Below are 24,179 nucleotides of genomic sequence, written 5' to 3'. Positions count from 1 at the left end.
GTTTAACCGCCCCAGATAACCTTCACGTAGTTCTGGGTTTCCTTGTATGGCGGTATGCCGCCATGCTTTTCTACCGCTTTTGGGCCAGCATTGTAGGCGGCCAAAGCCAGTGGCCAGGATTTGAACTTGCGATACTGCCAGGACAGGTATCTGGCCCCACCTTCGAGATTCTGCTTGGGGTCATGCGGGTTGACCCCCAAAAGCTCGGCGGTCTGAGGCATCAATTGCGCCAATCCCAGAGCACCCTTGTGAGACTTCGCGTGCGGGTTCCATCCGCTTTCCTGCTGAACAAGGCGCAGGAACAAGTCTTCGGGAATGTTGTGAAGGCGGGCAGCCTGTTTCGCCAGATCCAGATACTGGCCGCGATACTTGCCAGTATATCGCTTGCCGGTATGCGTACGGGATGTCTTGGGTTTCAACCGCGCGGAGTCGCGATACTGCGTCGCCGCACGGGAATCCAGAATCTTCGACTGCTTGAGGAAGATATCCTTGCGGCTTTTGGTAGACAGAGTTTGCGCCTGCACAGGCAAAACGGCCAGCACAAGGCAGACAACAGAAAACCCAGCAACCCAAGAACGCATCAATGCCTATCCTGCTCGATAAGAAACCAGTCGGATTATAGGTATTCCCACAAAAAATGAAAGCTTGGTAAAGACCAAAGTAAGACTCTTGCCCAACACTGTTGTATCTACTGTTTTCATCCATGATGCAGGCCGTATAGGGTCTCACGAAACAAGTCGCGCCAGATTCGGCGCACATACGCGAAAACAGAACGAGGAATTACATGGCGGGTTCAGTCAACAAGGTCATTCTGGTCGGTAATCTTGGCCGCGACCCCGAGGTCCGGTCGTTCCAGAACGGCGGAAAGGTTTGCAATCTACGCATTGCCACGTCAGAGACCTGGAAAGACCGCAACACGGGCGAACGCCGCGAACGCACGGAATGGCACTCGGTCGCCATCTTCTCGGAACCGCTGGCCCGTATTGCTGAGCAATATCTGCGCAAAGGCAGCAAGGTTTATATCGAAGGCCAGCTGGAAACCCGAAAATGGCAGGATCAGTCGGGGCAAGACCGTTATACAACCGAGGTTGTTCTGCGCCCCTACCGCGGTGAATTGACCTTGCTCGACAGCCGCGGCGAAGGCGGCGGCGGCGGCGGTGGTTACGGCGGCGGCCAGGCCGGTGGCAGCGGGTACGGAGACCCTTACGGCGGTCCGTCCAGTTCCCCGGCACCGGCATCGGGTGGCATCGACGACGACGAGATTCCGTTCTAGGAAATTCGGAGACACGACATGACATGGTCCTTTTCTCTCGGCCGATTGCTCGGTTCCGAACTGAGGGTCCATGTCACGTTTTTCCTGCTTCTGACCTGGGTGGGCTTTGCGGCCTATTCTGCCGGTGGCCTGCCGGCCGCCATAGACAACCTGTTGTTTGTTCTGGCCTTGTTTGCCTGTGTGGTCGCGCATGAATTCGGTCATGCCCTCATGGCGCGGCGCTTTGGAATCAAGACCCCAGACATAACATTGTTGCCGATCGGCGGGTTGGCCCGTCTTGAAAGGATGCCGGAAAAACCGATGCAAGAAGTGCTTGTGGCACTTGCAGGTCCGGCGGTGAACATCGTGATCTGGGTCATACTGGTCGCCTTCGGAGCAGGAGTGCCGATCGAGACGCTTTCCCAGATCGATTCACCGGGTATCGGGTTTCTGAACAGGCTGGCCTACATCAACCTGCTGCTGGCCGTATTCAACATGATCCCGGCCTTCCCCATGGACGGAGGGCGCGTTTTCCGCGCCCTTCTGTGCCTGCGCATGGATCGCGTCAAAGCAACACGCGTGGCTGCTGTCGGAGGTCAGATCGTTGCGGTGGGTCTGGGGTTTTTGGGGCTGAGTTCAGGCAACCCGTTTCTGGTGCTCATCGCCGTGTTCGTGTTCATCGCCGCCAACGCCGAAAGCCAGGAAGTCGCCCTGCGATCCGCAGCGCGCCGGGTTCTGGCGCGGGACGCGATGATCACGGAATTTCACGCGCTTTCCCCCGACGATACGCTGAGTACCGCGGCGCAAGCCGTGATCCACACCACTCAACACGAATTCCCTGTATTGGACTCAAGCCAGGCCCTGCTGGGATTCGTCACGCGTGAACGGCTGTTTGCTGCGCTGGCAAGTGACCAACCCAGATCTGCGCCCGCCACGTCGATCATGGACGCGGCGGTCCCCGCAGTTTCGCTTACCACCGGTCTCGAGACCGTTCTGGAGCACTTGCACAACGGCGCTCCGGCCATCGCTGTGGTCACTCGGGGTGGTCGCATGATGGGTTACATCACGCGCGAGAACATCGGTGAACTGATGGTCATTCAGGGGCGCTAGGCTTTTAGGTCAAGCCGTGGCAAGCGCATCCGACAGGACCGAAAGGACCGCATCTTTCGGCACATCTGAGGTCACGAACGCCTCTCCGATCCCACGCGCCAGAATAAACCGAAGCTGGCCATCCACGACTTTCTTGTCCTGTCCCATAAGATCCACCAACGCCTCGGCGCTTGGCAATTCGCCCGCAATATCGGCCAGATCCGTCTTCATCCCCATCGCACGCAAATGCGCGCGCACCCGGCTTGGGTCCTCTTGCGAACACAAACCCAGCCGAGACGACAACTCAAACGCCAGCGCGCAGCCAATTGCCACACCTTCGCCATGCAGAAGGCGGTCACAATACCCTGTTGCAGCTTCCAGGGCGTGGCAGAACGTGTGACCCAGATTGAGAAGAGCCCTGTCACCTTGTTCGGTTTCATCCCGCGCGACGATGTCGGCCTTCATTTGCACCGAGCGCGTCACCGCATGCACACGGGCCGCCATGTCACCCGAGGAAACGCTTGGCCCGTGCGCCTCGAGCCAATCAAAGAACTTTGCATCGCCAAGCAATCCGTATTTCACGACCTCGCCATAGCCCGACAAGAAGTCTCTTTGGGTCATGGTCCCCAGAACAGAGGTATCCGCCAGAACCAGCGAGGGTTGATGAAACGCGCCGATCAGGTTTTTGCCCTGTGGTGCGTTGATCCCGGTCTTTCCACCGACCGAACTGTCCACTTGCGCCAGCAATGACGTTGGAATCTGCACAAAGCGAACACCGCGCCGCAAAACCGCCGCTGCAAAGCCTGCCAGATCTCCGATGACGCCGCCCCCCAAGGCTACGACGACATCCCGGCGTTCGACTTTTTCTGCAAGCAGCCACTCGACGGCGCGCTCGAAATGCGGCCAGCTTTTGGTTGCCTCTCCGGCGGGCAGCGCCAGTGCGGTCATCTCGATCCCCGCGGCATTCAGCCCGGCGCGCAGCGCCTCAAGATGCAGACCGGCCACGTTTTCATCCGTCAGAACCGCGACTTTTGGCCGGGCTAGAAGTGGTGATATCCACCCCCCTGCCCGCGTCAGAAGATCCGGACCGATTTCAACATCATAGGATCGGTCACCCAGGTCCACATGTACTGTTTGGTGCATTTATTTGAGTTCCAAAACATCAGGGCGCGCCAACAGAGCGTCGACAACGCGGCCAACCATATTTTCGATCGAGGTCTCGCCATCCGAATCCACTGTCAAATCGGCCCGAGCATAAACCGGCACGCGGGCCTCGTAGAGGGATTTCAGCGTCGCATAGGGATCGGCGGTGCGCAGCAGAGGACGGGTGTCTTTGTGGCGCACACGGTTCCACAGAACATTCAGATCCGCGCGCAGCCAGACGGCAGCACCCTTTTCGGCGATGATGCGACGATTTTCCGGCTGGAGAAACGCCCCCCCACCCGTTGAAAGAATGCCTTTTTGTTCATCCAGCAAGCGCCCGATGACCTGCGATTCCTTGGTGCGAAAGAAAGGTTCGCCGTCACGCTCAAAGATTTCAGGAATGGTCATGTTGGCGGCTGATTCGATCTCGGCATCGCTGTCCAGAAACGGAACACCCAGACGTGCGGCCAACGCGCGACCCACCGCTGTCTTGCCAGCCCCCATCATACCCACCAGAACCACGGTTTTGTGCAGATCAAAACCACCCTGTGTGTCTGTCGAATGTGTGTTATGCTTAATTTCGCTCATTTAAACGTGAATGACGTGATCTTGGAAAAAATGCCAGTTATAACTTGGCCAAAATCAAAAATTGAGGCAGCGTGGGGCCATGGGCCGACTGATCAAATTCCTGATATATGTTCTTTGCCTGGTGTTCATTGGGCTCGTCGCCTACGCCTACGTTGGCCCATTCTTTGGCGCGGATTTTTCTGCGCCTCAAAGTGAAATCCGCGAACCGGTCGTATTGGATGTCAACTAAACAGGCGTTGTTGGCGGTCTTTCTGGCGGGATCGGCACATGCGCAAACCCCGTTATCAGCGATCGAATGGCTTGCGGATCCGCCAGAAAACCTGCCCGGAACCGTATTGCTGGAACCGCCGGTGGCACAGAACGGCGGATTGCCCGAAATTGAGGTCACGCCGCTTGAAGCGTTGTCGCAACCTTTGGGCTTGGTCGCATCATCCGTCACCGGGTTGCCCGTGGATTTGTGGCAAGGCAGCGATGCGAACCGGCTGGCAGAGCTGATCGCGAAGACGCCCGTTCGCGACAACCCGACCATGCAACGCCTGTTGTTTACATTGCTTCTGTCGGAAACCCGCGCACCGGCGGGCCCTGATGCGCAAGAGATTATGCTGCTGGCGCGGCTGGACCGTCTGATGCAACTGGGTGCGGCTGATCCCGTGCAATCGCTGGTTCAACTGGCTGGGCCGACCGATACACAGGATCGGTTTCAGCGTTGGTTTGACGCAACGCTGCTGACCGGTGATGAGGATCGCAGCTGCACCGCCCTTATCGCCGATCCGCACCTGTCAAAGGACTACGCCGCGCAAGTGTTCTGTAAAGCCCGACGCGGAGATTGGGCATCGGCCGCGTTGACGCTTGAGGCAGCGCATGCCCTGAACATCCTGCCGCCGGCAGAGCTGGCGGTTCTGGATCGTTTTCTAAGCCCTGAACTCTATGAAGGCGCGGCTTATCTGCCCCAACCTGAAAACCCGGATCCATTGAGTTTCCGACTGTTCGAAGCGATCGGAGAACGGCTTCCTTCCGCCTCGTTGCCACGCGCTTTCGCCAACGCGGATCTTCGGGATGTGGCCGGATGGAAAGCGCAGATCGAAGCCGCCGAACGGCTTACACGCATTGGCGCTTTGACGCCCAATCAATTGCTTGGACTTTATACCGAAAGGTCCCCGGCAGCGTCCGGTGCAGTTTGGGACAGGGTCGCGGCCATCCAACGATTTGAAAGCGCGCTGGATACGCGAAACGCTGAAGCCATCGGAAAAACGCTGCCGGCGGTCTGGCAGCAGATGCGCAGCGTCGGGCTTGAAGTGCCCTTCGCCGAATTGTTCGCCGAGCGTCTGTCAAAGGTTTCGCTGTCGGTGCCGGCGACTGAAAACCTGCGCTGGCGCATTCTGATGCTGTCTGGCCTGTACGAACAGGCTGCGCAATCAGCGCCGGACAACTCGATCGATACCCTGTTTCTTGCGGCGCTGGCGCAGGGTGATCCGGGGCGGGCGGTTTCTCCTTCTCCGTTGGCCGACGCGGTTTCTCAGGGGTTTGCATGGGCGGCACCCGTACCCAACGACATCGACGCCTTGCTGGACAATGGTCAACTTGGTGAAGCCATACTGGAAGCCATGCAGTTGTTTGCGCATGGTGCACGGGGCAATCTGGTGGATCTGACCGCAGCAATCGCAACCTTCCGACGCGTGGGCCTGGAAGACACCGCGCGGCGTGCCGCGCTGAGCCTGTTGATCCTGCAAGAGCGCTGAAGATGGCTATTCCGGCGACAAATGAGCTATGGATTTCGACCTTTCTACAGGCCCAGGCGGCGGAACTTGGCGCGGCGACAAACACGTTGCTGGCCTATGGCCGCGATCTGAAAGACTTTGCATCCTGGTTGCAGCAGAGGGGATCCGGATTCGATCAGGCAGATCGTGATCAGATCGAGGCCTATCTGATCGACTGCCAGGCACAGGGCTTGTCACGTTCCACCCGCGCGCGGCGATTGTCGGCGATAAAACAGCTGTACCGCTTTGCGTTCGAGGAAGGCTGGAACGAGACGAACCCCGCCATCCAGATCAAAGGTCCGGGGCGGCAGAAGCGACTGCCCAAAACGCTGGACGTGCCCGAAGTCGACCGTCTTCTGGCAGCCGCCCGACAAACCGGGCGCAGCAAGGGCGATCGCATACGCAATACCTGTTTGATGGAAGTTCTGTACGCCACCGGGATGCGTGTGACCGAACTTGTGTCCCTGCCCGTTTCCTCGGCCCGTGGCGATCCCCGTATGTTGCTGGTGATGGGCAAAGGCGGCAAGGAACGCATGGTACCCCTGTCCCCACCGGCGCGGGATGCTTTGGCTGCCTGGTTGATCGCGCGGGACCAAGCCGAAGACCAGACCGTCGAGAAAGGCGGTCAAATATCCCGTTTTCTGTTTCCGTCGCGCGGCAAATCCGGCCACCTGACGCGGCACAGGTTCTTTCTGCTGGTCAAGGAACTGGCCGTTCAGGGTGGCGTTTCACCCGAGAAAGTCACCCCGCATACCCTGCGCCACGCCTTTGCCACGCATCTGCTGGCCAACGGCGCGGATCTGCGTTCGATCCAGACCTTGTTGGGTCATGCCGACGTTGCAACGACCGAGATTTATACTCATGTTCTGGATGAACGGCTGTCGGAACTGGTGTTGCAACACCACCCGCTGAGCAAAGACCCTGACGAAGACCGGGGCTAAGCCCTTGATCCAGCAGCGCGGCATCCCCATAACGGATGCGTCACCCTAACCCACCAAGGACCAATGGAACCCTCATCTTCTCTGATCGACAGCACATTCTGGATTACGTCAGGCGCGATCCTCTTGTTGCTCGTTTTGTCCGGCTTTTTCTCGGGTTCGGAAACGGCGCTTACAGCTTCGTCTCGCGGAAAACTGCGGGCGCAGGCCGACAAGGGATCACGGGGCGCAAAAAAGGCGCTGGAAATCACCGATGACAATGAACGCCTGATCGGCTCGGTTCTTCTGGGCAACAACCTTGTCAACATCCTGGCCGCCTCGCTGGCGACGGCCTTGTTCACCCGTATATTCGGCGAAAGCGGTGTGGCGTTGGCGACCCTGGTCATGACTTTGCTGGTGCTGATCTTTGCCGAAGTGCTGCCCAAGACCTACGCCATCACCAATTCCGAAAAGGCCGCGGCAGCTGTTGCCCCGATCATCAGCGTTGTCGTGACGGTGTTTTCGCCCATTGTGGCGGCGGTGCGGCTGCTGGTGCGCGGTGTGTTGCGCCTGTTCGGCGTGCAGATCGATCCCGACAGCAACATTCTGGCTGTACGCGAAGAGATTGCCGGCGCCTTGCAACTTGGTCATTCCGAAGGCGTGGTCGAAAAGGAAGACCGCGACCGCATCTTGGGTGCGCTGGATCTGGGCGACCGGACGGTGGAAGAGATCATGCTGCACCGATCGAATATCGAGATGATCGACGCCAATGCCGCCCCAGAGGAAATCCTGAAACAATGTCTGCAAAGCCCCCACACCCGTCTGCCTGTGTTCCGGGACGAGCCGGAAAACATCGTGGGTGTTGTCCACGCCAAGGACCTCTTTCGCGCCATGTATGCGCAGGCAGGCAGCAGCGACGGCGGGACCGACCGTTTGGCAAGCTTTGACATCGGAAAGGTGGCAAACGACCCTTACTTTGTGCCCGAAACCACGACGCTGGACGACCAGATGCGGGAATTCCTGCGGATGCACAGCCATTTTGCATTGGTTGTGGATGAATATGGGTCACTGCGAGGCCTGATCACGCTTGAAGACATTCTTGAAGAAATCGTGGGCGAAATCGCCGATGAGTTCGACATAGACGAAGAGGTGCCGGTAATGCGCACCGAAGATGGCCAGTATCTGGTTGAAGGATCCATGACGATCCGGGATGCCAACAGGGCGCTGGACTGGTCTCTGCCGGATGACGAGGCGAACACGCTGGCCGGTCTGGTGATTCACGAGGCCCAGATGATCCCTGACGTCGGTCAGGTGTTTTCGTTCCACGGTTTCCGGTTCGAGGTCACGGCGCGTGAAGGCAACCGTATCACGGGACTGAAAGTGCGCCCCCTGTAGCGCCTGCGATTTTCTGAAATGTTCCGCGCGCTGCCCAAGTGCCTGTCGTCAACTGAACGACCCAATTGCACTGAACCGGGCCCGGATATTCCGATCATCGCACAGTTCGACCCAAGCACGGAGCTGGGCGAGATGGGCCAGTTTGATCACCCCGACTTTGTTTCAGCTGTGCAGTAAAGTGGAAAAGCAGCCTTCAAGGCCGAAAAACCACCGGGCGATGTCGTGCTGAACGAGGCGCAGGCCGCCTGTTTGTTTGCCCTCGGCTACAGGATTTGACGGCATTGGCTGCGCGAGAAGGCTGTGCAAATCCAAAGCTGGTGCAATAGATGACATGCGACACTTGTTGTCGCTAACAGACGAGTAATATCCCCAACGGCTCGACAGTTTTTTCCAAAGTCATGGGGAGGAACACTGTGAAAACCACCTGTCAGGTTGCCGTCATCGGGGGCGGCGTCGTCGGATGCTCGGTGCTCTATCACCTGACCAAGCTGGGCTGGTCCGAAGTGATGCTGCTGGAGAGGTCGGAACTGACCAGCGGATCGACCTGGCACGCGGCGGGTGGGTTTCATACGCTCAACGGCGACACCAACATGGCCGCGCTGCAGGGCTATACCATCCGGCTGTATAAAGAGCTGGAAGAGATCACCGGCATGTCCTGCGGGCTGCACCATGTGGGCGGCATCACGCTGGCCGACAATCAGGACCGGTTCGACATGCTGCTGGCCGAACGCGCCAAGCACCGCTTCATGGGGCTGGAAACCGAGATCGTCGGCCCCGACGAGATCAAGAAGATCGCCCCCATCGCCAACACCGACGGCATCATCGGTGCGCTTTATGACCCTCTGGACGGGCACCTCGACCCCTCGGGCACGACCCATGCCTATGCCAAGGCCGCGCGCATGGGCGGCGCCACGATCGAGACCCACTGCATGGTGCGCGAGACCAACCAGCGCCCCGACGGTACATGGGACGTGGTCACCGACAAGGGCACCATCCATGCCGAGCATATCGTCAACGCCGGCGGCCTCTGGGCGCGCGAGGTCGGCGCGATGGCGGGCATCTACTTCCCGCTGCACCCGATGGAGCATCAATACCTCGTCACCGACAACATCCCTCAGATCGAGGCGATCATCGACGCGGGCGGCGAACATCCGCACGTCATGGACCCGGCCGGTGAAAGTTATTTGCGGCAAGAAGGGCGCGGCCTGTGCATCGGGTTCTACGAACAGCCCTGCAAGCCCTGGGCCGTGGACGGCACTCCGTGGGAGTTCGGGCACGAGCTGCTGCCTGATGATTTCGACAAGATCACCGACTCGATCGAGTTCGCCTATCGCCGCTTCCCGGTTCTGGCCGAGGCCGGGGTGAAATCGGTAATCCACGGCCCCTTCACCTTTGCCCCCGACGGCAATCCGCTGGTCGGACCAGTGCCCGGCGTGCGCAACTACTGGTCGGCCTGCGGCGTGATGGCCGGCTTCAGCCAGGGCGGCGGCGTCGGCCTGACGCTGGCGCAATGGATGATCGAGGGCGAGCCCGAGCGCGACGTCTTTGCCATGGACGTCGCCCGCTTCGGCGACTGGATCACCCCCGGCTACACCCGCCCCAAGGTGATCGAGAACTATCAGAAACGCTTCTCTGTCGCCTACCCGAACGAGGAACTGCCCGCCGCGCGGCCCAACCGCACCACGCCGATGTATGACATCTTCAGCGATCTGGGCGCGGTCTGGGGCCAGCAATACGGGCTCGAGGTGCCGAACTATTTCGCGCAGGAGGACGAGCCGACCTATGAACCCCCCTCCTTCCGCCGCTCGGACGCCTTTGCGGCAACGGGCCGCGAGGTGCGCGCCGTGCGCGAGGGCGTCGGCATCAACGAGGTGCACAATTTCGGCAAATACCTTGTGACAGGCCCCCGCGCCCGCGACTGGCTGGATCGGATCATGGCCGGGCGCATCCCCAAGCCGGGCCGCCTGTCGCTGACGCCGATGCTGTCGCCCAAGGGCAAGCTGATCGGGGATTTCACCGTGTCGTGCCTGGGCGAGGAGGAATTTCAGCTCACCGCCTCATATGGTGCGCAGAATTTCCACATGCGCTGGTTCCGGCAGCATCAGGAAGACGGCATAACCATCGAGAATATCAGCGACAAACGCAACGGATTCCAGATTGCAGGCCCCAATGCCCGCGAGGTTCTGGCTGCCTGCACCCGCGCCGATATCAGCGACATGCGCTTCATGGACGTGCGCCGCATGGTCGTCGGCATGACCGACTGCATCGTGCAGCGGGTCAGCTATTCCGGCGACCTGGGGTTCGAGATCTACTGCGATCCGATGGCGCAGCGGCAGCTGTGGTGGACGCTTTGGCAGGCCGGCCAACCGCACGGCATCACCCCCTTCGGCATGCGCGCGATGATGAGCCTGCGGCTGGACAAGTTCTTCGGCTCGTGGATGCGCGAATTCTCACCCGACTATACCCCCGCCGAAACCGGGCTGGATCGCTTCATCGCCTTTGGCAAGGACGCCGATTTCATCGGCCGCGCCGCCGCCGAGGCGGAACGTGCCAACGGCCCCGCGCGCAGGCTGGTGGCCTTCGAAGTCGATGCAGTCGATGCTGACGTGAACGCCTATGAACCGATCTGGCTGGACGGCAAGGTTGTGGGCTTTTGCACCTCGGGCGGTTATTCGCATTATGCCCGCAAGTCCGTCGCCATCGGTTTTCTGCCAACCGAACGCGCAGCAGATGGGCTTGAAACGAAGATCGAAATACTGGGCCAGTTGCGCAAGGCAAAGGTCATCTCGACACCCTTGTTTGACGCAGATGGCGCCCGAATGAGGGGATGACTCGGGCTCGGGCTGACGGCATTGTGCTGAAATGACTGAAATACCCATTATCCTTCTGGCGGCTGGCCAATCCAGCCGCATGGGCGGCATCGACAAATTGATGCAGCCGATCAACGGCATCCCGTTGATCGCCCGCTCTGCAAGCGTGGCCTGCGCCGTGGGACCTGTGATCGTCGCCCTGCCCCCTGAACCAAATCCAAGATATGGCGCGCTTGATGGCATGGATGTTCAGATCGTTCCGGTCCGGGATGCGGCAGAAGGCATGAACGCCAGTTTGCGCGCCGCGATCCAAAACCTGCCACCTGATGCACCCGCCGCGATGGTTTTTCTGGCTGATCTGCCCGATCTGACAGAAGCTGACCTGGCAGCAATCCTGAAAGCGCGAGAAACCCATCCCGACAACCTGATCTGGCGTGGGACGACCGAGGAAGGAAAGCCCGGTCATCCGGTGGTGTTTGACAGATCCCTTTTTGATCAACTGTCACAATTGCAGGGGGACGACGGTGCCCAGAAGATCGTGCGAAAGCATCAAAACAGTGTTCATCTGCATCCCCTGCCCGGCCGAAACGCACTGTTGGATCTGGATACCCCGGGTGACTGGAAGGCCTGGAGCAAAAAACATGCCCCCTGAACAAACACGGCCCGGTCTTATCGACCGGGCCGGTGCCCAAAACAGGACTACCACTTTGCTCAATCTCCAAAGCGCGGCCAGTGTGCTTTCAGAAGCACCCCGGCTCTCAAACAGCCAAACCTAAACAAGACCCCCTCGTTAACACGCCGTTATCACTTTTGGTGATCGAGTTAGCCGCCAGCGCCCCCTAGCGCTTTTGGCTCCCCTCACTTGGGCACCTTCATCCTCACTTATCCGATCGTTCGAAACAACGTAAAATTGGAAGGAAGGGTTAATTTGGGTCTTGTTCAAATGGCTTTTACGCAACATCGCGCCAACCAGAAATCAACTTAAAGGCGATAGACTGTTTTCACAAGAGGTAGCGATTCGTGATTAAGCGCAAACTTATTAGCCAATATCCGTAATCATCCACATTTTTTTGTGTCAAGCCATGTCTCAACCAAACCCACCCACAACCATTGGAAGAGCAGCTCTTTTCCCCATCATTTGGAAGGATGATTGTCAACAAAACAAAACAAATTCAATGTTTTTGAAAGTTTGACGCCATTTTTAGCAACAATCCTCCGATTCGCTGCGGTCTTGGTCGGTGAAATTTCGCGAATCCCGATTGACGTCGACCGCAAGCCAACACCGACTTTGTGGCAAAATTAAGATTTATTAATTGATCAGTCAGGAAACGCCAATTCTGAGCATGCATCTGTTGTCTCAACGCGCAGCCGCAACTGCGCGACGATAATCAGGAGACACAAATGAGCATCCGCAAATCCTCGCTTTTACTTCCCCGCACTTCCAACTGGGTCGGTGTCAGTGCGCTCGGCGCGGCCCTACTGGCAACGACGGCTATCCCTTCCATGGCGGACGAGGCATTGGCTGACCTGGTTGAGACCGTTTCACCATCGGTCGTAACCATCATCGCTGAACAAGACGCAGTGCCGACCCCAGCCCAGGGGCAGAACTTTGACTTCGAAGGACACCCGTTTGGTGAATTCTTCAAACGCTTCGGCGGCCCCGAAGGGTTCAACATGCCGCAACGCGGCCCGTCTCAGGGCCTGGGTTCGGGATTTGTTCTGGACGAAGCCGGATACATTGTTACCAATCACCATGTCGTCGACAATGCCTCGACCGTGACCGTAAGGCTCAGCGATGACCGTACCTTCGACGCCGAAGTGGTCGGAACGGACCCGCTGACGGATATCGCGGTTCTGAAAATCGACGCGGGAACTGACCTGCAAGCCGTAGAGCTTGGCGACAGTGATGAAATCCGCGTAGGTGAAGACGTGGTCGCCATCGGCAACCCCTTCGGCCTCAGCTCGACCGTGACCACGGGCATCGTTTCGGCAAAAGGCCGCAACATCTCGGAAGGCCCTTATGCCGAGTTCATCCAGACGGATGCAGCGATCAACAAGGGCAACTCGGGCGGTCCCCTGTTCAACATGGATGGCGAAGTGGTCGGTGTGAACTCGGCCATCTATTCGCCCAGCGGTGGTTCTGTAGGGCTTGGATTTGCCGTCACGTCGAACATCGTTGAACACATCGCGGCCGATCTGCGGGATGACGGACAGGTGAGCCGCGGTTGGCTGGGCGTGTCGATCCAGAACGTAAGCCCACAACTTGCGGCGGCGTTGGGAATCGAGGCTTCCTCGGGCGCGCTGGTGTCTGACGTGGTTGCGGGCAGCCCGGCAGACGGCGCCCTGAAGCAGGGAGACGTTATCCTGACCTTCAACGACGATGCCGTGGAGTCCAGCGGTGACCTTCCCATCCTTGTGGGTACGACCAAGGTCGGCACCGACAGCACTCTGACCGTTTTGCGTGACGGCAAGATGGAAACGGTGACCTTGACGGTTGGCCAGCATCAGGCCGCATCGGCCGAGGCCGACAAGCCGGTCGAGGCGGAAATTGCGGGAACAACACTGGGTGTGACCGTGGCCCCCCTGACCGAAGCGGTTCGGGCAGAAACCGGTGTTGCTGAAACCGTCCAGGGCGTCGTCGTCACCGACCTGAAGCCCGACAGCCCAGCGGCAAAGGCCGGCCTGCAACGCGGCGATGTGATCGTCAAGCTCGGCAATCAGGACACTGTCTCTCCGGACGCGCTGAAATCTGCGCTGGACAGTGAGAAAACCGATCCTGCCCTGGTGCTGATCAACCGTGGCGGCAGCCAGATTTTTGTCGCGGTCGAACTGGCCTGACCTTGAACATGCGTGCGCCGCTTGATGGGGATTTTCGGCGCACGCCTCACCCGGCGGATCAGAGTTGTCCACTATCCACCGGGCTTGCCGGGTGCCGGCCCAGCACCCGGCAAGAACTTCTTCTAACCATATGCTTTAGTTAAAATTTGTGTTTAAATATCAAAAGAAAGGATCCCGACCATGAGCCGCCGTCTGTTGATCGTCGAAGATGATGCTGACACCAGGGACTTCATCGCCAAAGGTTTTGGCGAAGAGGGGTATGTGGTCGAAACCGCCGCTGACGGTCGTGAGGGGTTGTACCATGCCACGGACGGTGGGTTTGACGCCATTGTTCTTGACAGGATGCTGCCCGGTCTGGATGGGCTGTCGCTGATCAAGTCAATGCGGGCCGCCGGTTTGAAAACCCCGGTTTTGATGCTGACGGCGATGAGCGCTGTGGACGAAAGGGTCAAAGGGCTGCGCTCGGGCGCTGACGACTACCTGGTCAAGCCTTTTTCGTTTCAGGAGTTGCACGCCAGAATCGAAGCCCTTTTGCGTCGCCCTCAGGAATCCGAAGAGACGCCGACATTGACTTGCAAAGACCTTCAGATGGACTTGTTGACTCGCAAAGTCACACGCGACGGGCACGAGATCACTCTGACACCGCGTGAGTTTCAGATTCTCGAATTTTTCCTGCGCCGCAAAAACCGTGTGGTGTCGCGCACCATGTTGCTTGAAGGGGTTTGGGATTATCATTTTGACCCGAACACCAACGTCGTGGACGTGCATATTTCGAAGTTGCGACGCCAGTTGGACGAAGGCGGTGACGCGCCGTTGATTGAAACCGTCCGCGGAGCGGGTTACATGATGTCCGATGGATAACCTTAGGCTTTCCCTAAACAATTCCCGCACAAGGCTGGTTGCAACCAGCATGTTTCTGAGCACGATTCTGACGGCGTCAGTGCTCGCCATCGTCTATGTGACCGCCAACCGAAGCATCGAGGCCGAAACCCGCTCGGTCGTGTCAGCCGAGTTGACGGGGCTTGCGGATGAATACGAAAGGCGTGGGCTGATAGGTTTGATCACTGCAATTGAGCGCCGTTTGCCAAGTGCCGCCGAGCGGGATGCGCTTTACCTTTTGACAGACAGGTTGGGGGTCAAACTTGTCGGCAATCTCAAGACCTGGCCGGTGAACATTGCTGCCGGAAGCGGTTGGGTGGACTTGGAATTGCGCCGGGCCGACAACGATCAGCTTGTGCCCGTTTCAGCCGCATCCATCCGCCTGCCGGGCGGCGAGCGCCTGCTGGTCGGGCGGGATGCAGCGTCGCGCCAGCAATTCGACAGGGTACTGTTTCGCTCGGTTGCGCTGGCGCTTGGGATAGCTTTGGTTTTGAGTGTCATCACCGGCTGGTTGTTCACGCGTTTGGTGTTTTCACGCCTTTCGGATATCGCCAGTACGGCCGAGAATATCGTTTCAGGCGACCTTTCAAAACGGATGCCGCTGCGCGGAACCGGGGACGAATTCGATCAGGTTTCAGGCACATTGAACAACATGCTTGACCGGATCGAGGAGTTGATAAGCAACCTTCGGACCACATCTAATTCGATTGCTCATGATCTCCGCTCACCTTTGTCTCGTCTGCGGCAAAGGGTCGAGGCCCTCTCTGAACCCGACAAAAGCGACTTGGATCGCGAGATCGACATTGCGCGGGCGACGGGTGAAATCGATCACGTCCTGCGGGTTCTGGGGCAGCTCACTGAAATCTCTCGGGCCGAGGCCGGCCTGGGGCGCGAGCAATTCGAAACCATCGATTTGCAGCAACTTGTTGGTGATGTTGTCGAGCTTTATGACCCGGTGGCCGCCGATCAAGGCGTGCAGCTTGAAGTCAAAGGTTCCGCCCCTGCCATTCAGGGGCACCGGCCCCTTCTGTCGCAAGCTCTTTCCAATCTGTTGGAAAACGCAATGCGTTACGCGCCGGAACATACTGCAATCACGATTTCGATCGGTACTCGCGACGGTTTCACCCAACTGAGCGTCAGGGATCGTGGCCCCGGCGTACCGCCTAAAGAACTGGATCGCCTTCAGCTTCCCTTCGTGACACTTGACCCCGCGCGGACGGAACGGAATGCGGGTTTGGGCCTGGCTCTGGTGGCCGCAATCTCACATATGCACGGCGGAAAATTTGCCGCCCGGAACTGCGACCCCGGGCTGGAAACCACGATCAATCTGGCGCAACTGCGTTAATCCGGAACACCGTATATCGCCATGGTCTTGTTCTTGTATCGCGTGTCGGCGGTGACATCCGCACCGAACCAATCCGGTGGCACGTATGCTTTGGCCTGCTCCTCCGAAGTGAACTCTACCTCGACCAAGCATAGCGGCGCCAGATCACCTGAAAAGACGTCCAGCTCGAACAGCAAGCCATCCGGCAAATGGCCGGTGTAGCGCTCTTTTTCCACCCTGCGCCCTTCTGTTTCCGGCCAGAAGGTTTCGAACTGATCCGCAGTTATCTCAGCCTCTCGCTCTAACCGGACCAGGCCACCAACCCCTTTCAAGGTCAGGAAATACGCATCGTTCTTTTGCCTCAGCCGCAGCTCGGTGGAATCGTCGGGGGCCGTCAGATAACCCTGTCTTACGACGGCCTTTTTCGCTTTGCTCAGGTCCGGCAGGCTTGAAACCAGAAACTTGCGCTCGATTTCCTTGCTCATTGGTTCGAAATCACTCCGTTTTCCAGCTCTTCAAACAGCGCCCTGTAAGACGCACAGGCCGCACTGCGCCCGGCATAAGTACAGACCGGGGCACGATTCTGACCCATCTTTTCAATATCCGCAGCGAAAGGAACCACCGTCCGCAAAAAGCGTTTCGGATACAGCTTGCGCATCGCCTTCATGGTTTCCTGATGCAAAACCTTCCGGTGTTGCACCATCGAAAAAAAGGCGCGCAGCTTTTTCTTGCGCAGCTTGTGTTGTTCAAAAAAGCTCACCAACTGATCGAAACTCCGCTCGGACAGGGTTGTCGGCATGACCGGCACAACGATTTCATCGGCAGCCTTGAAGACATTTTCAGACAAAGTCGAAAAGTTGGGCGGGCAATCCAGAACGATCACGTCATAGTCGCTGCCCGCGGCCATCAAAGCTTTTTTCAGCCGCGAGCGTTTGTATCGCATCCGCGACAGGAACACGTCGAAGTCGCGGAAGGTCAGGTTCGCCGGCAGAACGTCCAGCCCTTCGAAATCGCTGGCCCGGATCGCCTTGATAAACCGCTCCACATCCTCGAAAAACCGCGCATCCTTCAGCTTTTTTGATGGCTTCACACGAAAGTAGAACCCTGAAGCGCCCTGGGGGTCGAGATCGCACAACAGCACCTGTTGCCCCGCCTGCGCATAGGAATAAGCCAGATTCACCGAAGTAGCGGTTTTGCCGACACCGCCCTTGTTGCTGTAACAGGCAATGATCTTCATTCCTCACTCCTTTTTTCGGTGAAACAAGTTCCGAAACAGGCGCCGGCTATCTGGCCCGTCAAACTTCTGAAAGCTGGCAATCACGCGGCTCCGCTCGGCCTTTTGGCGCTGATCCAGAACGGCAATCAATCCCCCCACGGCCAGGCCCATCCGCGCATCCACACGGCCCCGCGTGTCGCTGTGCTGCGCGACAAAAGCCGTCAAGGACTTTTGCTGAACAGCACAGTCGTTGAACACGCCCAGATTGTCCTGTAGCTTTTTCAATGGCTTGATGATTTTCTTGAAGCTCTTTTCATCGAACAGAGGCCCAAAAATCTCCATCAGATAGCGCAGTTTCTTGCAATCAATACGAAGGTCATGCACGATTTCGTCCCGAGTTTCGTCAGTGACACCGCGTGCGATTTTGCAGACCGTGCGATACCGTTTCCAGATCAATGCGCACGCGTATTCATGTGCTGCCCGTTTCGCGTTTGATCCGGGCGTCAGGCGGTCTGTTCCGTTGAACATCGCCGTCAGATCGGACATACGGGCGTTGTATTCGTCACTGCGCAACCGGCGGGACAAGCGTGACAGCTCCTTCGCGCGCTCCTTTTCGAAAAGGTCGAACATCTCTTGCAGGCCCGCGTGAAGACTGGGCGGTACAAGACTGAAGTATTTATCTTTTTCCAGAAGATAGACATCCAGATCACGCATACGCCCGGTGGCGGCCATGAGATCGGAAAAGACACGTTTCAATTGCACTGTCTGCGTGTCTGAAAAAACGCCTTTGAACAGGCTGATCACCGAGCGAACCTTTCGCAATGACACCCGGTAATCATGCAGAAACTCTGTGTCGATATCGGCTATCACCCCATATTCGTTTTGCCGGGCAACTTCTAGATATGTTTGAATAATATCTGCCGCGACCTGAATAGATGGCTCAGCTTCCCCCAACTTGATCTCTGGCTTGGCCCGATAGGCGGCCATGCCTGGGAAAAGTCCGGCACAAAGCGCTTCGACACCCGGCCCGCCCCCGGACAAGGCGGAAATCGCGGTGTTCACCTTTTGAAATTCTTTCTCATACCCCCGCAGCCGCTGAAGCTGAACGATTGCTGCCTGACCCGTATGCGAAGACAGGCACCAAGCCGTTCCCCTGATCAGCGTTTTCTCCAGCTCATCCAATACGGCGAGGGGTTTCGTCTGAATCTCTCCGGTTCCGATCTGCATCAGCGCACGCAGTTTGGGGAAACCCTTCAAAGCGGCTGTCACCGGACCCTGCGGCAGGTCTTGAACAAACCGCCCCTGCCCCTTGCAGCGTTGAGACAGCGGCGCGCGGCCATTCTGGAAAAGCCACAGTGTTTCTGCGACCTCAACCAGAACACGACCTGAATTCCGCAACGATTGATCGTGGCAATCCAAAAGCACGAAAGATCTCGATTCCGCTGGTGGGTCGATCCTGATCGTGAACCCGGGAATGAGCTTTTCAACATGCGCTTGGTCAATGGATTGGGACAGAATGCACTGAAAACCCGAAAGTTCTGTCATGATCCACCAATCCGGGGCGTTTTCAGGTGTTCATCGACATTTGCCTCAACGATCTTCTGCACGCTGGTTCCTTCTTCGACGGTTCTGATCTTTCATCACGTTCAGCGTAACCGGCTTTTACCTTGGTCAGCAGTTTGTCTGGCCCTGGACCGACCCGCGTTTGGTATCTGTTGGCTTTTGAAACCCGGACCGCCGAGGCAGCATGACTTCATGAGAGCGGAAACACCAGAAGACAGCAAGACATTATGTTGCGCCAACGCGCAAACATGGGTGACAGACCCCAGAGGTGCAATTAAGACAGGCTAATGAGCGATCCAGTTTCTTCGATCCGCAACCTTGGACCGGCTTTCGAGCAGGCCTGCGCGCGCGCCGGCATCCACTCGGCTGAAGAACTGCGACAGCTGGGACCGGATGAAGCCTATGCCCGGCTTTTGCGGGCTGGCACCAAAGCACATTTCATCGGCTACTATGTTTTGGTGATGGGGCTTCAGGGACGCCCTTGGAATGATTGCAAGGGTGAAGAGAAGAAGAAGCTGCGACAGCGTTTCGACGCGATCAAGGCCGGCAACAGCGCCGCGCCGGAAAACCAGATGGTTGCCGATCTGGATGCCATCGGGGTCCGCGTTGCAACCAAAGATCTAAAGCAGGTCTGAATAAAAAAGGCCGCTCCTGGCGGAGCGGCCCGATCTTTCGGCAAAAAACCGGCTTAGCCGACCAGTTCGATGCCCGAGAAGAAATATGCGATCTCAACAGCCGCGGTTTCCGGAGCGTCGGAACCGTGAACCGAATTTTCGCCAACCGATTCAGCGAACTCGGCGCGGATGGTGCCCGGTGCTGCGTCCGCCGGGTTGGTTGCACCCATAACTTCACGGTTCTTCGCAATGGCACCTTCGCCTTCCAGAACCTGAACAACGACCGGAGCCGAAGACATGAATTCGCACAGTTCGTCATAGAACGGGCGCTCGGCGTGCACTTCGTAGAACTTGCCGGCTTGTTCCTTGGTCATGTGGATGCGCTTCTGCGCAACGATACGCAGCCCGGCTTCTTCGAACTTGGCGTTGATCTTTCCAGTCAGATTGCGGCGCGTTGCGTCGGGTTTGATGATCGAGAATGTACGTTCCAGTGCCATGTCGGCCTCTCCTTACAATGTGGCGCGGGTCCGCGCCGAAATCCATCGCGCGCCGCGTATCACGGTCTTTCGCTCATGAAAAGTGTTATGATGGTTTGCCTGCCGCTTTGGCGCTCAGAATGTATCAGGCAAAGGGTCTGTCCGGTCCAGACGCCGAACGTAAAGCACTGCAAGCAGACCTGCAAAACTGCTGGCCCACATCATGCCCAGAACCAGAAACGGCCCGTTTTCAGGGCTGACAAACGCACCCGTTATCGAGGTCAGAATCGCGCCAAGCCCGACCACCATCGCCCCGGACAACCCTGCCGCGCTGCCTGCCAGTTTGGGTCGCACGGACATGACCCCTGCCGAAGCGTTTGCGTTGGTCAGTCCATTGCCGAACCCAACGCAGATGGCCGAACCGAAGAATACCCAGACTGACCCCAGCCCGGCGATGAACAGAAGCAATCCGCAGAATGGCCCGGTCGAAGCCACAACGCGGCCGATCAGGATCATTGTGGTCAGACGTGTCCGTGCCGCGATCCGACCAGTAACGAAGTTACCGACCATGAACCCGCCTGTTATGATACCAATCCCAAGGCCCAACATCGCAGGGCTCAGATCAAACCACGCGGCGGCGACCAATGGCGCACCGGTGATGAAGCTGTAGAACCCACCAATCGAAAACGAAGCGCATAAGGCATAACCCCAGAATCGGCGGGCGCGAAACAGATCCGGATACTCGCGCAATTGGGCTGTAAAAGTTGAAGAGCGGTTTGTATTGGTCTCGCCCATGTCGAACCAAAGCAAAACCAGCAGCCCTGCCCCCAGCACAGTGTAAAGAACAAATCCCGAGCGCCAGCCAAAGAGCATGTCGAGTGTCCCACCCAGCATAGGGCCAAGCATTGGGGCCAAAGCCATGGCCATCGCCACATACCCCAGTTTGCTTGCAGCCTCATTCGGCGGATACCGATCTCTGATCGATGCGCTGGAAAGAACCGACCCAGCCACCACCGCGGCCTGCAAAAGACGAAAGCCCAGAAAGGTCCAAATGGCCTCGGCCAGAGAGCAACCGATTGAGGCGATGACGAAGATGGTGATGCACATCAAAAGTATCGGTCTGCGCCCGTAACGATCGGAAAGCGGACCCATGATCAGTTGCAACACGGCTGAGACCGCCAGATACCCGGCAACCGACAGGTTAACCAAGCCATAATCCACACCGAAATCCGTACTCATTTGGGCCAGAGACGGCAGGAACATGTTCAATGACAAAACCGACAGTGCCGTGGCAAAGATCAGAGTGACCAAGTGCGGAGGTGTCCGGGCCGCGCGCATGTGAAAACCGTTCTGAATAGCAAACGACACAGCGCTATCACATTGCTGAAAGCTTGAACATGCCGAGCCGCTGGCGGTGGCAACACAGCTCTGCTAAGAGCGCCCCATGTTACGGATCGAAGACATCACCTATGCCGTTGAAGGTCGCCCGTTGTTTGACGGCGCAACCGCGACAATTCCCGATGGTCACAAGGTTGGCCTTGTCGGTCGGAACGGAACCGGAAAGACCACGCTGTTCCGCCTGATCCGGGGCGAGTTGGCTTTGGAATCGGGAAATATCTCGGTCCCGAAACGCGCTCGGATTGGTGGCGTGGCGCAAGAGGTGCCCTCCTCTGACGTCTCGCTGATCAACACGGTCTTGGCCGCCGATAGCGAACGCAGTGCATTGATGGCCGAGGCCGAAAGCGCCGAAGACCCGATACGCATCGCCGAGATTCAGACACGTCTGGCCGATATCGACGCCTGGTCCGCCGAGGCCCGCGCAGCTTCGATCCTCAAGGGGTTGGGCTTTGACGACGAAGACCAGCAGCGCCCCTGTTCGGATTTCTCGGGCGGGTGGCGGATGCGCGTTGCGCTGGCGGCGGTGCTGTTTTCTCAGCCCGATCTGCTGCTGCTGGACGAACCGACCAACTATCTGGACCTCGAAGGCGCGCTTTGGCTGGAAAGCTACCTGGCCAAATATCCGCACACTGTGATCATCATCAGCCACGACCGCGGCCTTCTGAACCGCGCCGTGGGGTCGATCCTGCATCTGGAAGACCGCAAGCTGACCTATTACGCGGTGCCCTACGACAAGTTCGCGGAACGCCGTGCGGAACGGCTGGCACAGGCGGAATCGGAAAACGCCAAGGCCAAGGCCCGCATCGCACATCTGCAAAGCTTTGTGGATCGGTTCCGTTATAAGGCGTCGAAGGCCGTTCAGGCCCAGTCGCGCCTGAAGATGATCGAACGCATCCAACTGGTCTCGACCCCGCAAGAGGCCGCCCTGCGCGCCTTCAGCTTTCCGGAACCCGAGGAACTGTCGCCGCCGATCATCCAGATCGAAGGCGGCGTCACCGGCTATGGCGAAACCGAAGTGCTGCGCCGCCTGAACCTGCGTATCGATCAGGATGACCGTATCGCGCTGTTGGGCAAGAACGGACAGGGCAAGTCGACCTTGTCCAAGCTGCTGTCGGACCGGCTGCCCCTCATGGGGGGCAAGATGACCCGCAGCAACAAGCTGCGCATCGGGTATTTCGCACAGCATCAGGTGGATGAGCTTTACGTGGACGAAACGCCGCTGGACCACCTGCGCCGTCTGCGCCCTGACGAAGCGCCGGGCAAGTGGCGCTCGCGTCTGGCCGGGTTCGGGTTGAATGCGGATCAGGCGGAAACCGAGGTCGGGCGCCTGTCGGGCGGACAGAAAGCGCGGCTTTCACTGCTGCTCGCCACGATCGACGCGCCCCATATGCTGATCCTTGATGAGCCGACCAACCACCTTGACATCGAAAGCCGCGAGGCGCTGGTCGAGGCGCTGACGGCCTATTCCGGCGCGGTGGTTCTGGTCAGTCACGACATGCACCTGCTGAGCCTTGTCGCGGATCGTCTCTGGCTGGTTTCGGACGGTACCGTCAAACCTTTCGACGGCGACCTTGAAGCCTATCGGTCCCTGCTGCTGGCGCGCGACAGACCCGTCAGGGAAAAGCCCCGCGCGGTCAAATCGAAACGCCCCCCACGCGAGACGATACTGGCCTTGCGTGCGGATCTGCGCAAATGCGAGGACCGAATCGAAAAGCTGACGGAAATGCACGACAGGCTTTCGACCAAACTGGCCGATCCGGCGCTGTACGAGGACGAAAGGATCAACGACCTGGAAACCTGGAACCGCAAGTTCACCGAAGTCACCGAGGCCATGCAAAAAGCCGAGGCATTGTGGGTCGCGGCCGCCGAACGGCTTGAACAGGCAGAAACCGCATGAGCACGCCCATCTCGGACACCGACGCCATGATCGCAGGTATGCAGCCCGACTTGCAGCCCGGTGAATTTGCCTTTGTCGTCTGGCCTGACAACAAACCCTGGCCTGACGGAACACGTGCAAGCTGCGTCGAGGCGGAGGGGTTGTCCCTGATCGTCCCGATTGACAGCGCGCCACAAGACACGGTCGCCATGCACTGCATCACATTGCAGGTTCATTCCTCTCTGGAGGGCGTGGGCCTTACCGCTGCCGTATCTGGTGCTTTGGCGCGGCAGGGAATACCTGCAAACATGGTCGCGGGATATCACCACGACCACATCTATGTCCCCGCAGCGCAGTCGCAAGACGCCTTGCGGGTCCTACAAGACCTGCAACGGAGCAGCAAACAGTGATAGACAGCGCATTCCTGATTACTGCGTTCACGACGCTATTCGTGGTGCTCGACCCGCCTGCGCAAACACCGATCTTTGTGGCACTGACCCAGGGCATGGATTGGAACACGCGCCGCTCGATCGCAATCCGCGCGTGTCTGACGGCGGGCGTCATTCTGGCCATGTTTGCCGCCTTTGGCGAAGCCCTGCTGGGGTTTGTCGGTATCTCGATGGAGGCATTCCGGGTCGCAGGTGGCGTCCTGCTGTTCCTGACAGCGCTCGACATGCTGTTTGAACGCCGAACAAAACGGCGTGAAACCAGCGCCGAGGAAGAAGAGCACCCGGATCCATCGGTCTTTCCGCTGGGCATCCCGCTGATTGCAGGCCCCGGATCGATTGCAACGATGATCCTGCTTGCGGGTCAGCAGCCCGGTATACAGGGGTTGGCCATCGTCATCGGTGTGATGCTGGTCGTGCTGGCGATGGTGTTCGTGATGTATCTGACATCCGGCGCTGTGGCCCGTATTCTGGGCAAGACCGGGCTGAACGTACTGACCCGCCTGCTGGGCATGTTGCTGGCAGCTTTGTCGGTTCAGTTCATCTTGGATGGCCTCAAGGCCTTTGGATTTGCGTCCTGAATTCCCATGTATCACTC

The 24,179-nt window shown here is 58.3% G+C and carries 22 protein-coding genes; 14 read left to right on the top strand and 8 right to left on the bottom strand.

Going from position 1 to position 24,179, the window contains the following annotated elements; genetic code table 11:
* Window positions 1–2: 2 nt before the first annotated feature.
* A complete protein-coding gene (locus tag ACR0I0_RS02205; protein ID WP_171632935.1) occupies window positions 3–581 on the bottom strand; it encodes a lytic transglycosylase domain-containing protein in 579 nt (192 codons plus the stop codon).
* A gap of 203 nt (window positions 582–784) precedes the next feature.
* On the opposite strand from ACR0I0_RS02205, the gene ssb reads away from it, so the two are divergent.
* Window positions 785–1,273, top strand: a complete 489-nt coding sequence (ssb, locus tag ACR0I0_RS02200; protein WP_171723404.1) for a single-stranded DNA-binding protein — start codon at window positions 785–787, stop codon at window positions 1,271–1,273.
* An 18-nt stretch (window positions 1,274–1,291) separates the two neighbouring features.
* Window positions 1,292–2,362: a site-2 protease family protein gene (locus tag ACR0I0_RS02195; protein WP_171723405.1), complete on the top strand. Its 1,071-nt coding sequence runs from the start codon at window positions 1,292–1,294 to the stop codon at window positions 2,360–2,362.
* Between the two features lie 9 nt (window positions 2,363–2,371).
* On the opposite strand, the gene aroB is transcribed toward ACR0I0_RS02195, so the two are convergent.
* Together aroB and ACR0I0_RS02185 are read right to left on the bottom strand one after the other, a co-directional pair.
* The gene (gene aroB / locus ACR0I0_RS02190; protein WP_480490017.1) at window positions 2,372–3,484 is read right to left on the bottom strand and encodes a 3-dehydroquinate synthase; all 1,113 of its coding nucleotides are present in this window, start codon (window positions 3,482–3,484) and stop codon (window positions 2,372–2,374) included.
* On the bottom strand, window positions 3,485–4,072 hold the full coding sequence (locus ACR0I0_RS02185; protein WP_210092257.1) for a shikimate kinase: 588 nt from the start codon (window positions 4,070–4,072) through the stop codon (window positions 3,485–3,487).
* 218 nt (window positions 4,073–4,290) lie between these two features.
* Between ACR0I0_RS02185 and ACR0I0_RS02180 the strand changes: the two genes are divergently transcribed.
* From ACR0I0_RS02180 to ACR0I0_RS02145, 8 genes are all read left to right on the top strand, one after another.
* A complete protein-coding gene (locus tag ACR0I0_RS02180) occupies window positions 4,291–5,811 on the top strand; it encodes a hypothetical protein (RefSeq protein ID WP_171632944.1) in 1,521 nt (506 codons plus the stop codon).
* A 2-nt stretch (window positions 5,812–5,813) separates the two neighbouring features.
* A complete protein-coding gene (locus tag ACR0I0_RS02175) occupies window positions 5,814–6,770 on the top strand; it encodes a site-specific tyrosine recombinase XerD (RefSeq protein ID WP_480490016.1) in 957 nt (318 codons plus the stop codon).
* Window positions 6,771–6,833: 63 nt separating this feature from the next.
* Window positions 6,834–8,141, top strand: a complete 1,308-nt coding sequence (locus tag ACR0I0_RS02170) for an HlyC/CorC family transporter (RefSeq protein ID WP_171632949.1) — start codon at window positions 6,834–6,836, stop codon at window positions 8,139–8,141.
* Between the two features lie 413 nt (window positions 8,142–8,554).
* Entirely contained in the window at window positions 8,555–10,972 is a 2,418-nt protein-coding gene (locus ACR0I0_RS02165; protein ID WP_480490014.1) for a GcvT family protein, read from the top strand.
* A gap of 31 nt (window positions 10,973–11,003) precedes the next feature.
* A complete protein-coding gene (locus tag ACR0I0_RS02160; RefSeq protein ID WP_171632956.1) occupies window positions 11,004–11,603 on the top strand; it encodes a nucleotidyltransferase family protein in 600 nt (199 codons plus the stop codon).
* Between the two features lie 749 nt (window positions 11,604–12,352).
* Window positions 12,353–13,789 carry a DegQ family serine endoprotease gene (locus ACR0I0_RS02155; protein ID WP_480487340.1) on the top strand — a complete coding sequence of 479 codons (1,437 nt, stop codon included), beginning with the start codon at window positions 12,353–12,355 and terminating at the stop codon, window positions 13,787–13,789.
* Between the two features lie 180 nt (window positions 13,790–13,969).
* Window positions 13,970–14,650, top strand: coding sequence for a response regulator transcription factor (locus tag ACR0I0_RS02150; protein WP_152457754.1), 681 nt, complete (start codon window positions 13,970–13,972; stop codon window positions 14,648–14,650).
* A gap of 49 nt (window positions 14,651–14,699) precedes the next feature.
* Window positions 14,700–16,013, top strand: coding sequence for an ATP-binding protein (locus tag ACR0I0_RS02145; RefSeq protein WP_253284951.1), 1,314 nt, complete (start codon window positions 14,700–14,702; stop codon window positions 16,011–16,013).
* On the opposite strand, the gene ACR0I0_RS02140 is transcribed toward ACR0I0_RS02145, so the two are convergent.
* The 3 genes from ACR0I0_RS02140 to ACR0I0_RS02130 are packed head-to-tail and all read right to left on the bottom strand — an operon-like array spanning window position 16,010 to window position 18,753.
* Window positions 16,010–16,477: a CYTH domain-containing protein gene (locus ACR0I0_RS02140; RefSeq protein WP_480487338.1), complete on the bottom strand. Its 468-nt coding sequence runs from the start codon at window positions 16,475–16,477 to the stop codon at window positions 16,010–16,012. The two genes, ACR0I0_RS02145 and ACR0I0_RS02140, sit on opposite strands and share 4 nt — an antisense overlap.
* Window positions 16,474–17,229: a ParA family protein gene (locus ACR0I0_RS02135; RefSeq protein WP_171723414.1), complete on the bottom strand. Its 756-nt coding sequence runs from the start codon at window positions 17,227–17,229 to the stop codon at window positions 16,474–16,476. The genes ACR0I0_RS02140 and ACR0I0_RS02135 overlap by 4 nt, the downstream gene beginning before the upstream one ends.
* Before the next feature lie 3 nt (window positions 17,230–17,232).
* The gene (locus ACR0I0_RS02130) at window positions 17,233–18,753 is read right to left on the bottom strand and encodes a CHAD domain-containing protein (RefSeq protein WP_480490012.1); all 1,521 of its coding nucleotides are present in this window, start codon (window positions 18,751–18,753) and stop codon (window positions 17,233–17,235) included.
* Window positions 18,754–19,058: 305 nt separating this feature from the next.
* On the opposite strand from ACR0I0_RS02130, the gene ACR0I0_RS02125 reads away from it, so the two are divergent.
* Window positions 19,059–19,406 carry a TfoX/Sxy family protein gene (locus ACR0I0_RS02125; protein ID WP_171632970.1) on the top strand — a complete coding sequence of 116 codons (348 nt, stop codon included), beginning with the start codon at window positions 19,059–19,061 and terminating at the stop codon, window positions 19,404–19,406.
* 53 nt (window positions 19,407–19,459) lie between these two features.
* Here ACR0I0_RS02125 and ndk read toward each other — a convergent pair whose 3' ends face one another.
* Both ndk and ACR0I0_RS02115 read right to left on the bottom strand, forming a co-directional pair.
* On the bottom strand, window positions 19,460–19,882 hold the full coding sequence (ndk, locus tag ACR0I0_RS02120) for a nucleoside-diphosphate kinase (RefSeq protein ID WP_068334875.1): 423 nt from the start codon (window positions 19,880–19,882) through the stop codon (window positions 19,460–19,462).
* A gap of 114 nt (window positions 19,883–19,996) precedes the next feature.
* Window positions 19,997–21,199 carry a multidrug effflux MFS transporter gene (locus ACR0I0_RS02115; protein WP_480490747.1) on the bottom strand — a complete coding sequence of 401 codons (1,203 nt, stop codon included), beginning with the start codon at window positions 21,197–21,199 and terminating at the stop codon, window positions 19,997–19,999.
* A gap of 106 nt (window positions 21,200–21,305) precedes the next feature.
* Between ACR0I0_RS02115 and ACR0I0_RS02110 the strand changes: the two genes are divergently transcribed.
* From ACR0I0_RS02110 to ACR0I0_RS02100, 3 genes are read left to right on the top strand one after another with little or no spacing between them, the layout of a single operon-like run.
* Window positions 21,306–23,156 carry an ABC-F family ATP-binding cassette domain-containing protein gene (locus tag ACR0I0_RS02110; RefSeq protein ID WP_480490010.1) on the top strand — a complete coding sequence of 617 codons (1,851 nt, stop codon included), beginning with the start codon at window positions 21,306–21,308 and terminating at the stop codon, window positions 23,154–23,156.
* A complete protein-coding gene (locus ACR0I0_RS02105) occupies window positions 23,153–23,545 on the top strand; it encodes an ACT domain-containing protein (RefSeq protein ID WP_480490008.1) in 393 nt (130 codons plus the stop codon). Before ACR0I0_RS02110 ends, ACR0I0_RS02105 begins: the two co-directional genes overlap by 4 nt.
* The gene (locus tag ACR0I0_RS02100) at window positions 23,542–24,162 is read left to right on the top strand and encodes a MarC family protein (protein WP_171632979.1); all 621 of its coding nucleotides are present in this window, start codon (window positions 23,542–23,544) and stop codon (window positions 24,160–24,162) included. Before ACR0I0_RS02105 ends, ACR0I0_RS02100 begins: the two co-directional genes overlap by 4 nt.
* Window positions 24,163–24,179: the final 17 nt, after the last annotated feature.

This window comes from Ruegeria sp. AG6 (genome assembly GCF_056541565.1).
Note: the sequence above shows the minus strand (reverse complement) of the source record. Positions and strands in the feature narration are given on the sequence as shown.

Excerpts from the sequence above, each read along its gene's own strand:
- ACR0I0_RS02185 (WP_210092257.1), bottom strand. The coding sequence starts at position 4,072 with ATGAGCGAAATTAAGCATAACACACATTCGACAGACACACAGGGTGGT.
- ACR0I0_RS02130 (WP_480490012.1), bottom strand. The coding sequence starts at position 18,753 with ATGACAGAACTTTCGGGTTTTCAGTGCATTCTGTCCCAATCCATTGAC.
- ACR0I0_RS02150 (WP_152457754.1), top strand. The coding sequence starts at position 13,970 with ATGAGCCGCCGTCTGTTGATCGTCGAAGATGATGCTGACACCAGGGAC.
- ACR0I0_RS02110 (WP_480490010.1), top strand. The coding sequence starts at position 21,306 with ATGTTACGGATCGAAGACATCACCTATGCCGTTGAAGGTCGCCCGTTG.
- ACR0I0_RS02205 (WP_171632935.1), bottom strand. The coding sequence starts at position 581 with ATGCGTTCTTGGGTTGCTGGGTTTTCTGTTGTCTGCCTTGTGCTGGCC.
- ACR0I0_RS02115 (WP_480490747.1), bottom strand. The coding sequence starts at position 21,199 with ATGCGCGCGGCCCGGACACCTCCGCACTTGGTCACTCTGATCTTTGCC.
- ACR0I0_RS02105 (WP_480490008.1), top strand. The coding sequence starts at position 23,153 with ATGAGCACGCCCATCTCGGACACCGACGCCATGATCGCAGGTATGCAG.
- ACR0I0_RS02140 (WP_480487338.1), bottom strand. The coding sequence starts at position 16,477 with ATGAGCAAGGAAATCGAGCGCAAGTTTCTGGTTTCAAGCCTGCCGGAC.
- ssb (WP_171723404.1), top strand. The coding sequence starts at position 785 with ATGGCGGGTTCAGTCAACAAGGTCATTCTGGTCGGTAATCTTGGCCGC.
- ndk (WP_068334875.1), bottom strand. The coding sequence starts at position 19,882 with ATGGCACTGGAACGTACATTCTCGATCATCAAACCCGACGCAACGCGC.
- ACR0I0_RS02155 (WP_480487340.1), top strand. The coding sequence starts at position 12,353 with ATGAGCATCCGCAAATCCTCGCTTTTACTTCCCCGCACTTCCAACTGG.
- ACR0I0_RS02135 (WP_171723414.1), bottom strand. The coding sequence starts at position 17,229 with ATGAAGATCATTGCCTGTTACAGCAACAAGGGCGGTGTCGGCAAAACC.
- ACR0I0_RS02145 (WP_253284951.1), top strand. The coding sequence starts at position 14,700 with ATGTTTCTGAGCACGATTCTGACGGCGTCAGTGCTCGCCATCGTCTAT.
- aroB (WP_480490017.1), bottom strand. The coding sequence starts at position 3,484 with ATGCACCAAACAGTACATGTGGACCTGGGTGACCGATCCTATGATGTT.
- ACR0I0_RS02180 (WP_171632944.1), top strand. The coding sequence starts at position 4,291 with ATGTCAACTAAACAGGCGTTGTTGGCGGTCTTTCTGGCGGGATCGGCA.
- ACR0I0_RS02195 (WP_171723405.1), top strand. The coding sequence starts at position 1,292 with ATGACATGGTCCTTTTCTCTCGGCCGATTGCTCGGTTCCGAACTGAGG.
- ACR0I0_RS02160 (WP_171632956.1), top strand. The coding sequence starts at position 11,004 with ATGACTGAAATACCCATTATCCTTCTGGCGGCTGGCCAATCCAGCCGC.
- ACR0I0_RS02125 (WP_171632970.1), top strand. The coding sequence starts at position 19,059 with ATGAGCGATCCAGTTTCTTCGATCCGCAACCTTGGACCGGCTTTCGAG.
- ACR0I0_RS02175 (WP_480490016.1), top strand. The coding sequence starts at position 5,814 with ATGGCTATTCCGGCGACAAATGAGCTATGGATTTCGACCTTTCTACAG.
- ACR0I0_RS02170 (WP_171632949.1), top strand. The coding sequence starts at position 6,834 with ATGGAACCCTCATCTTCTCTGATCGACAGCACATTCTGGATTACGTCA.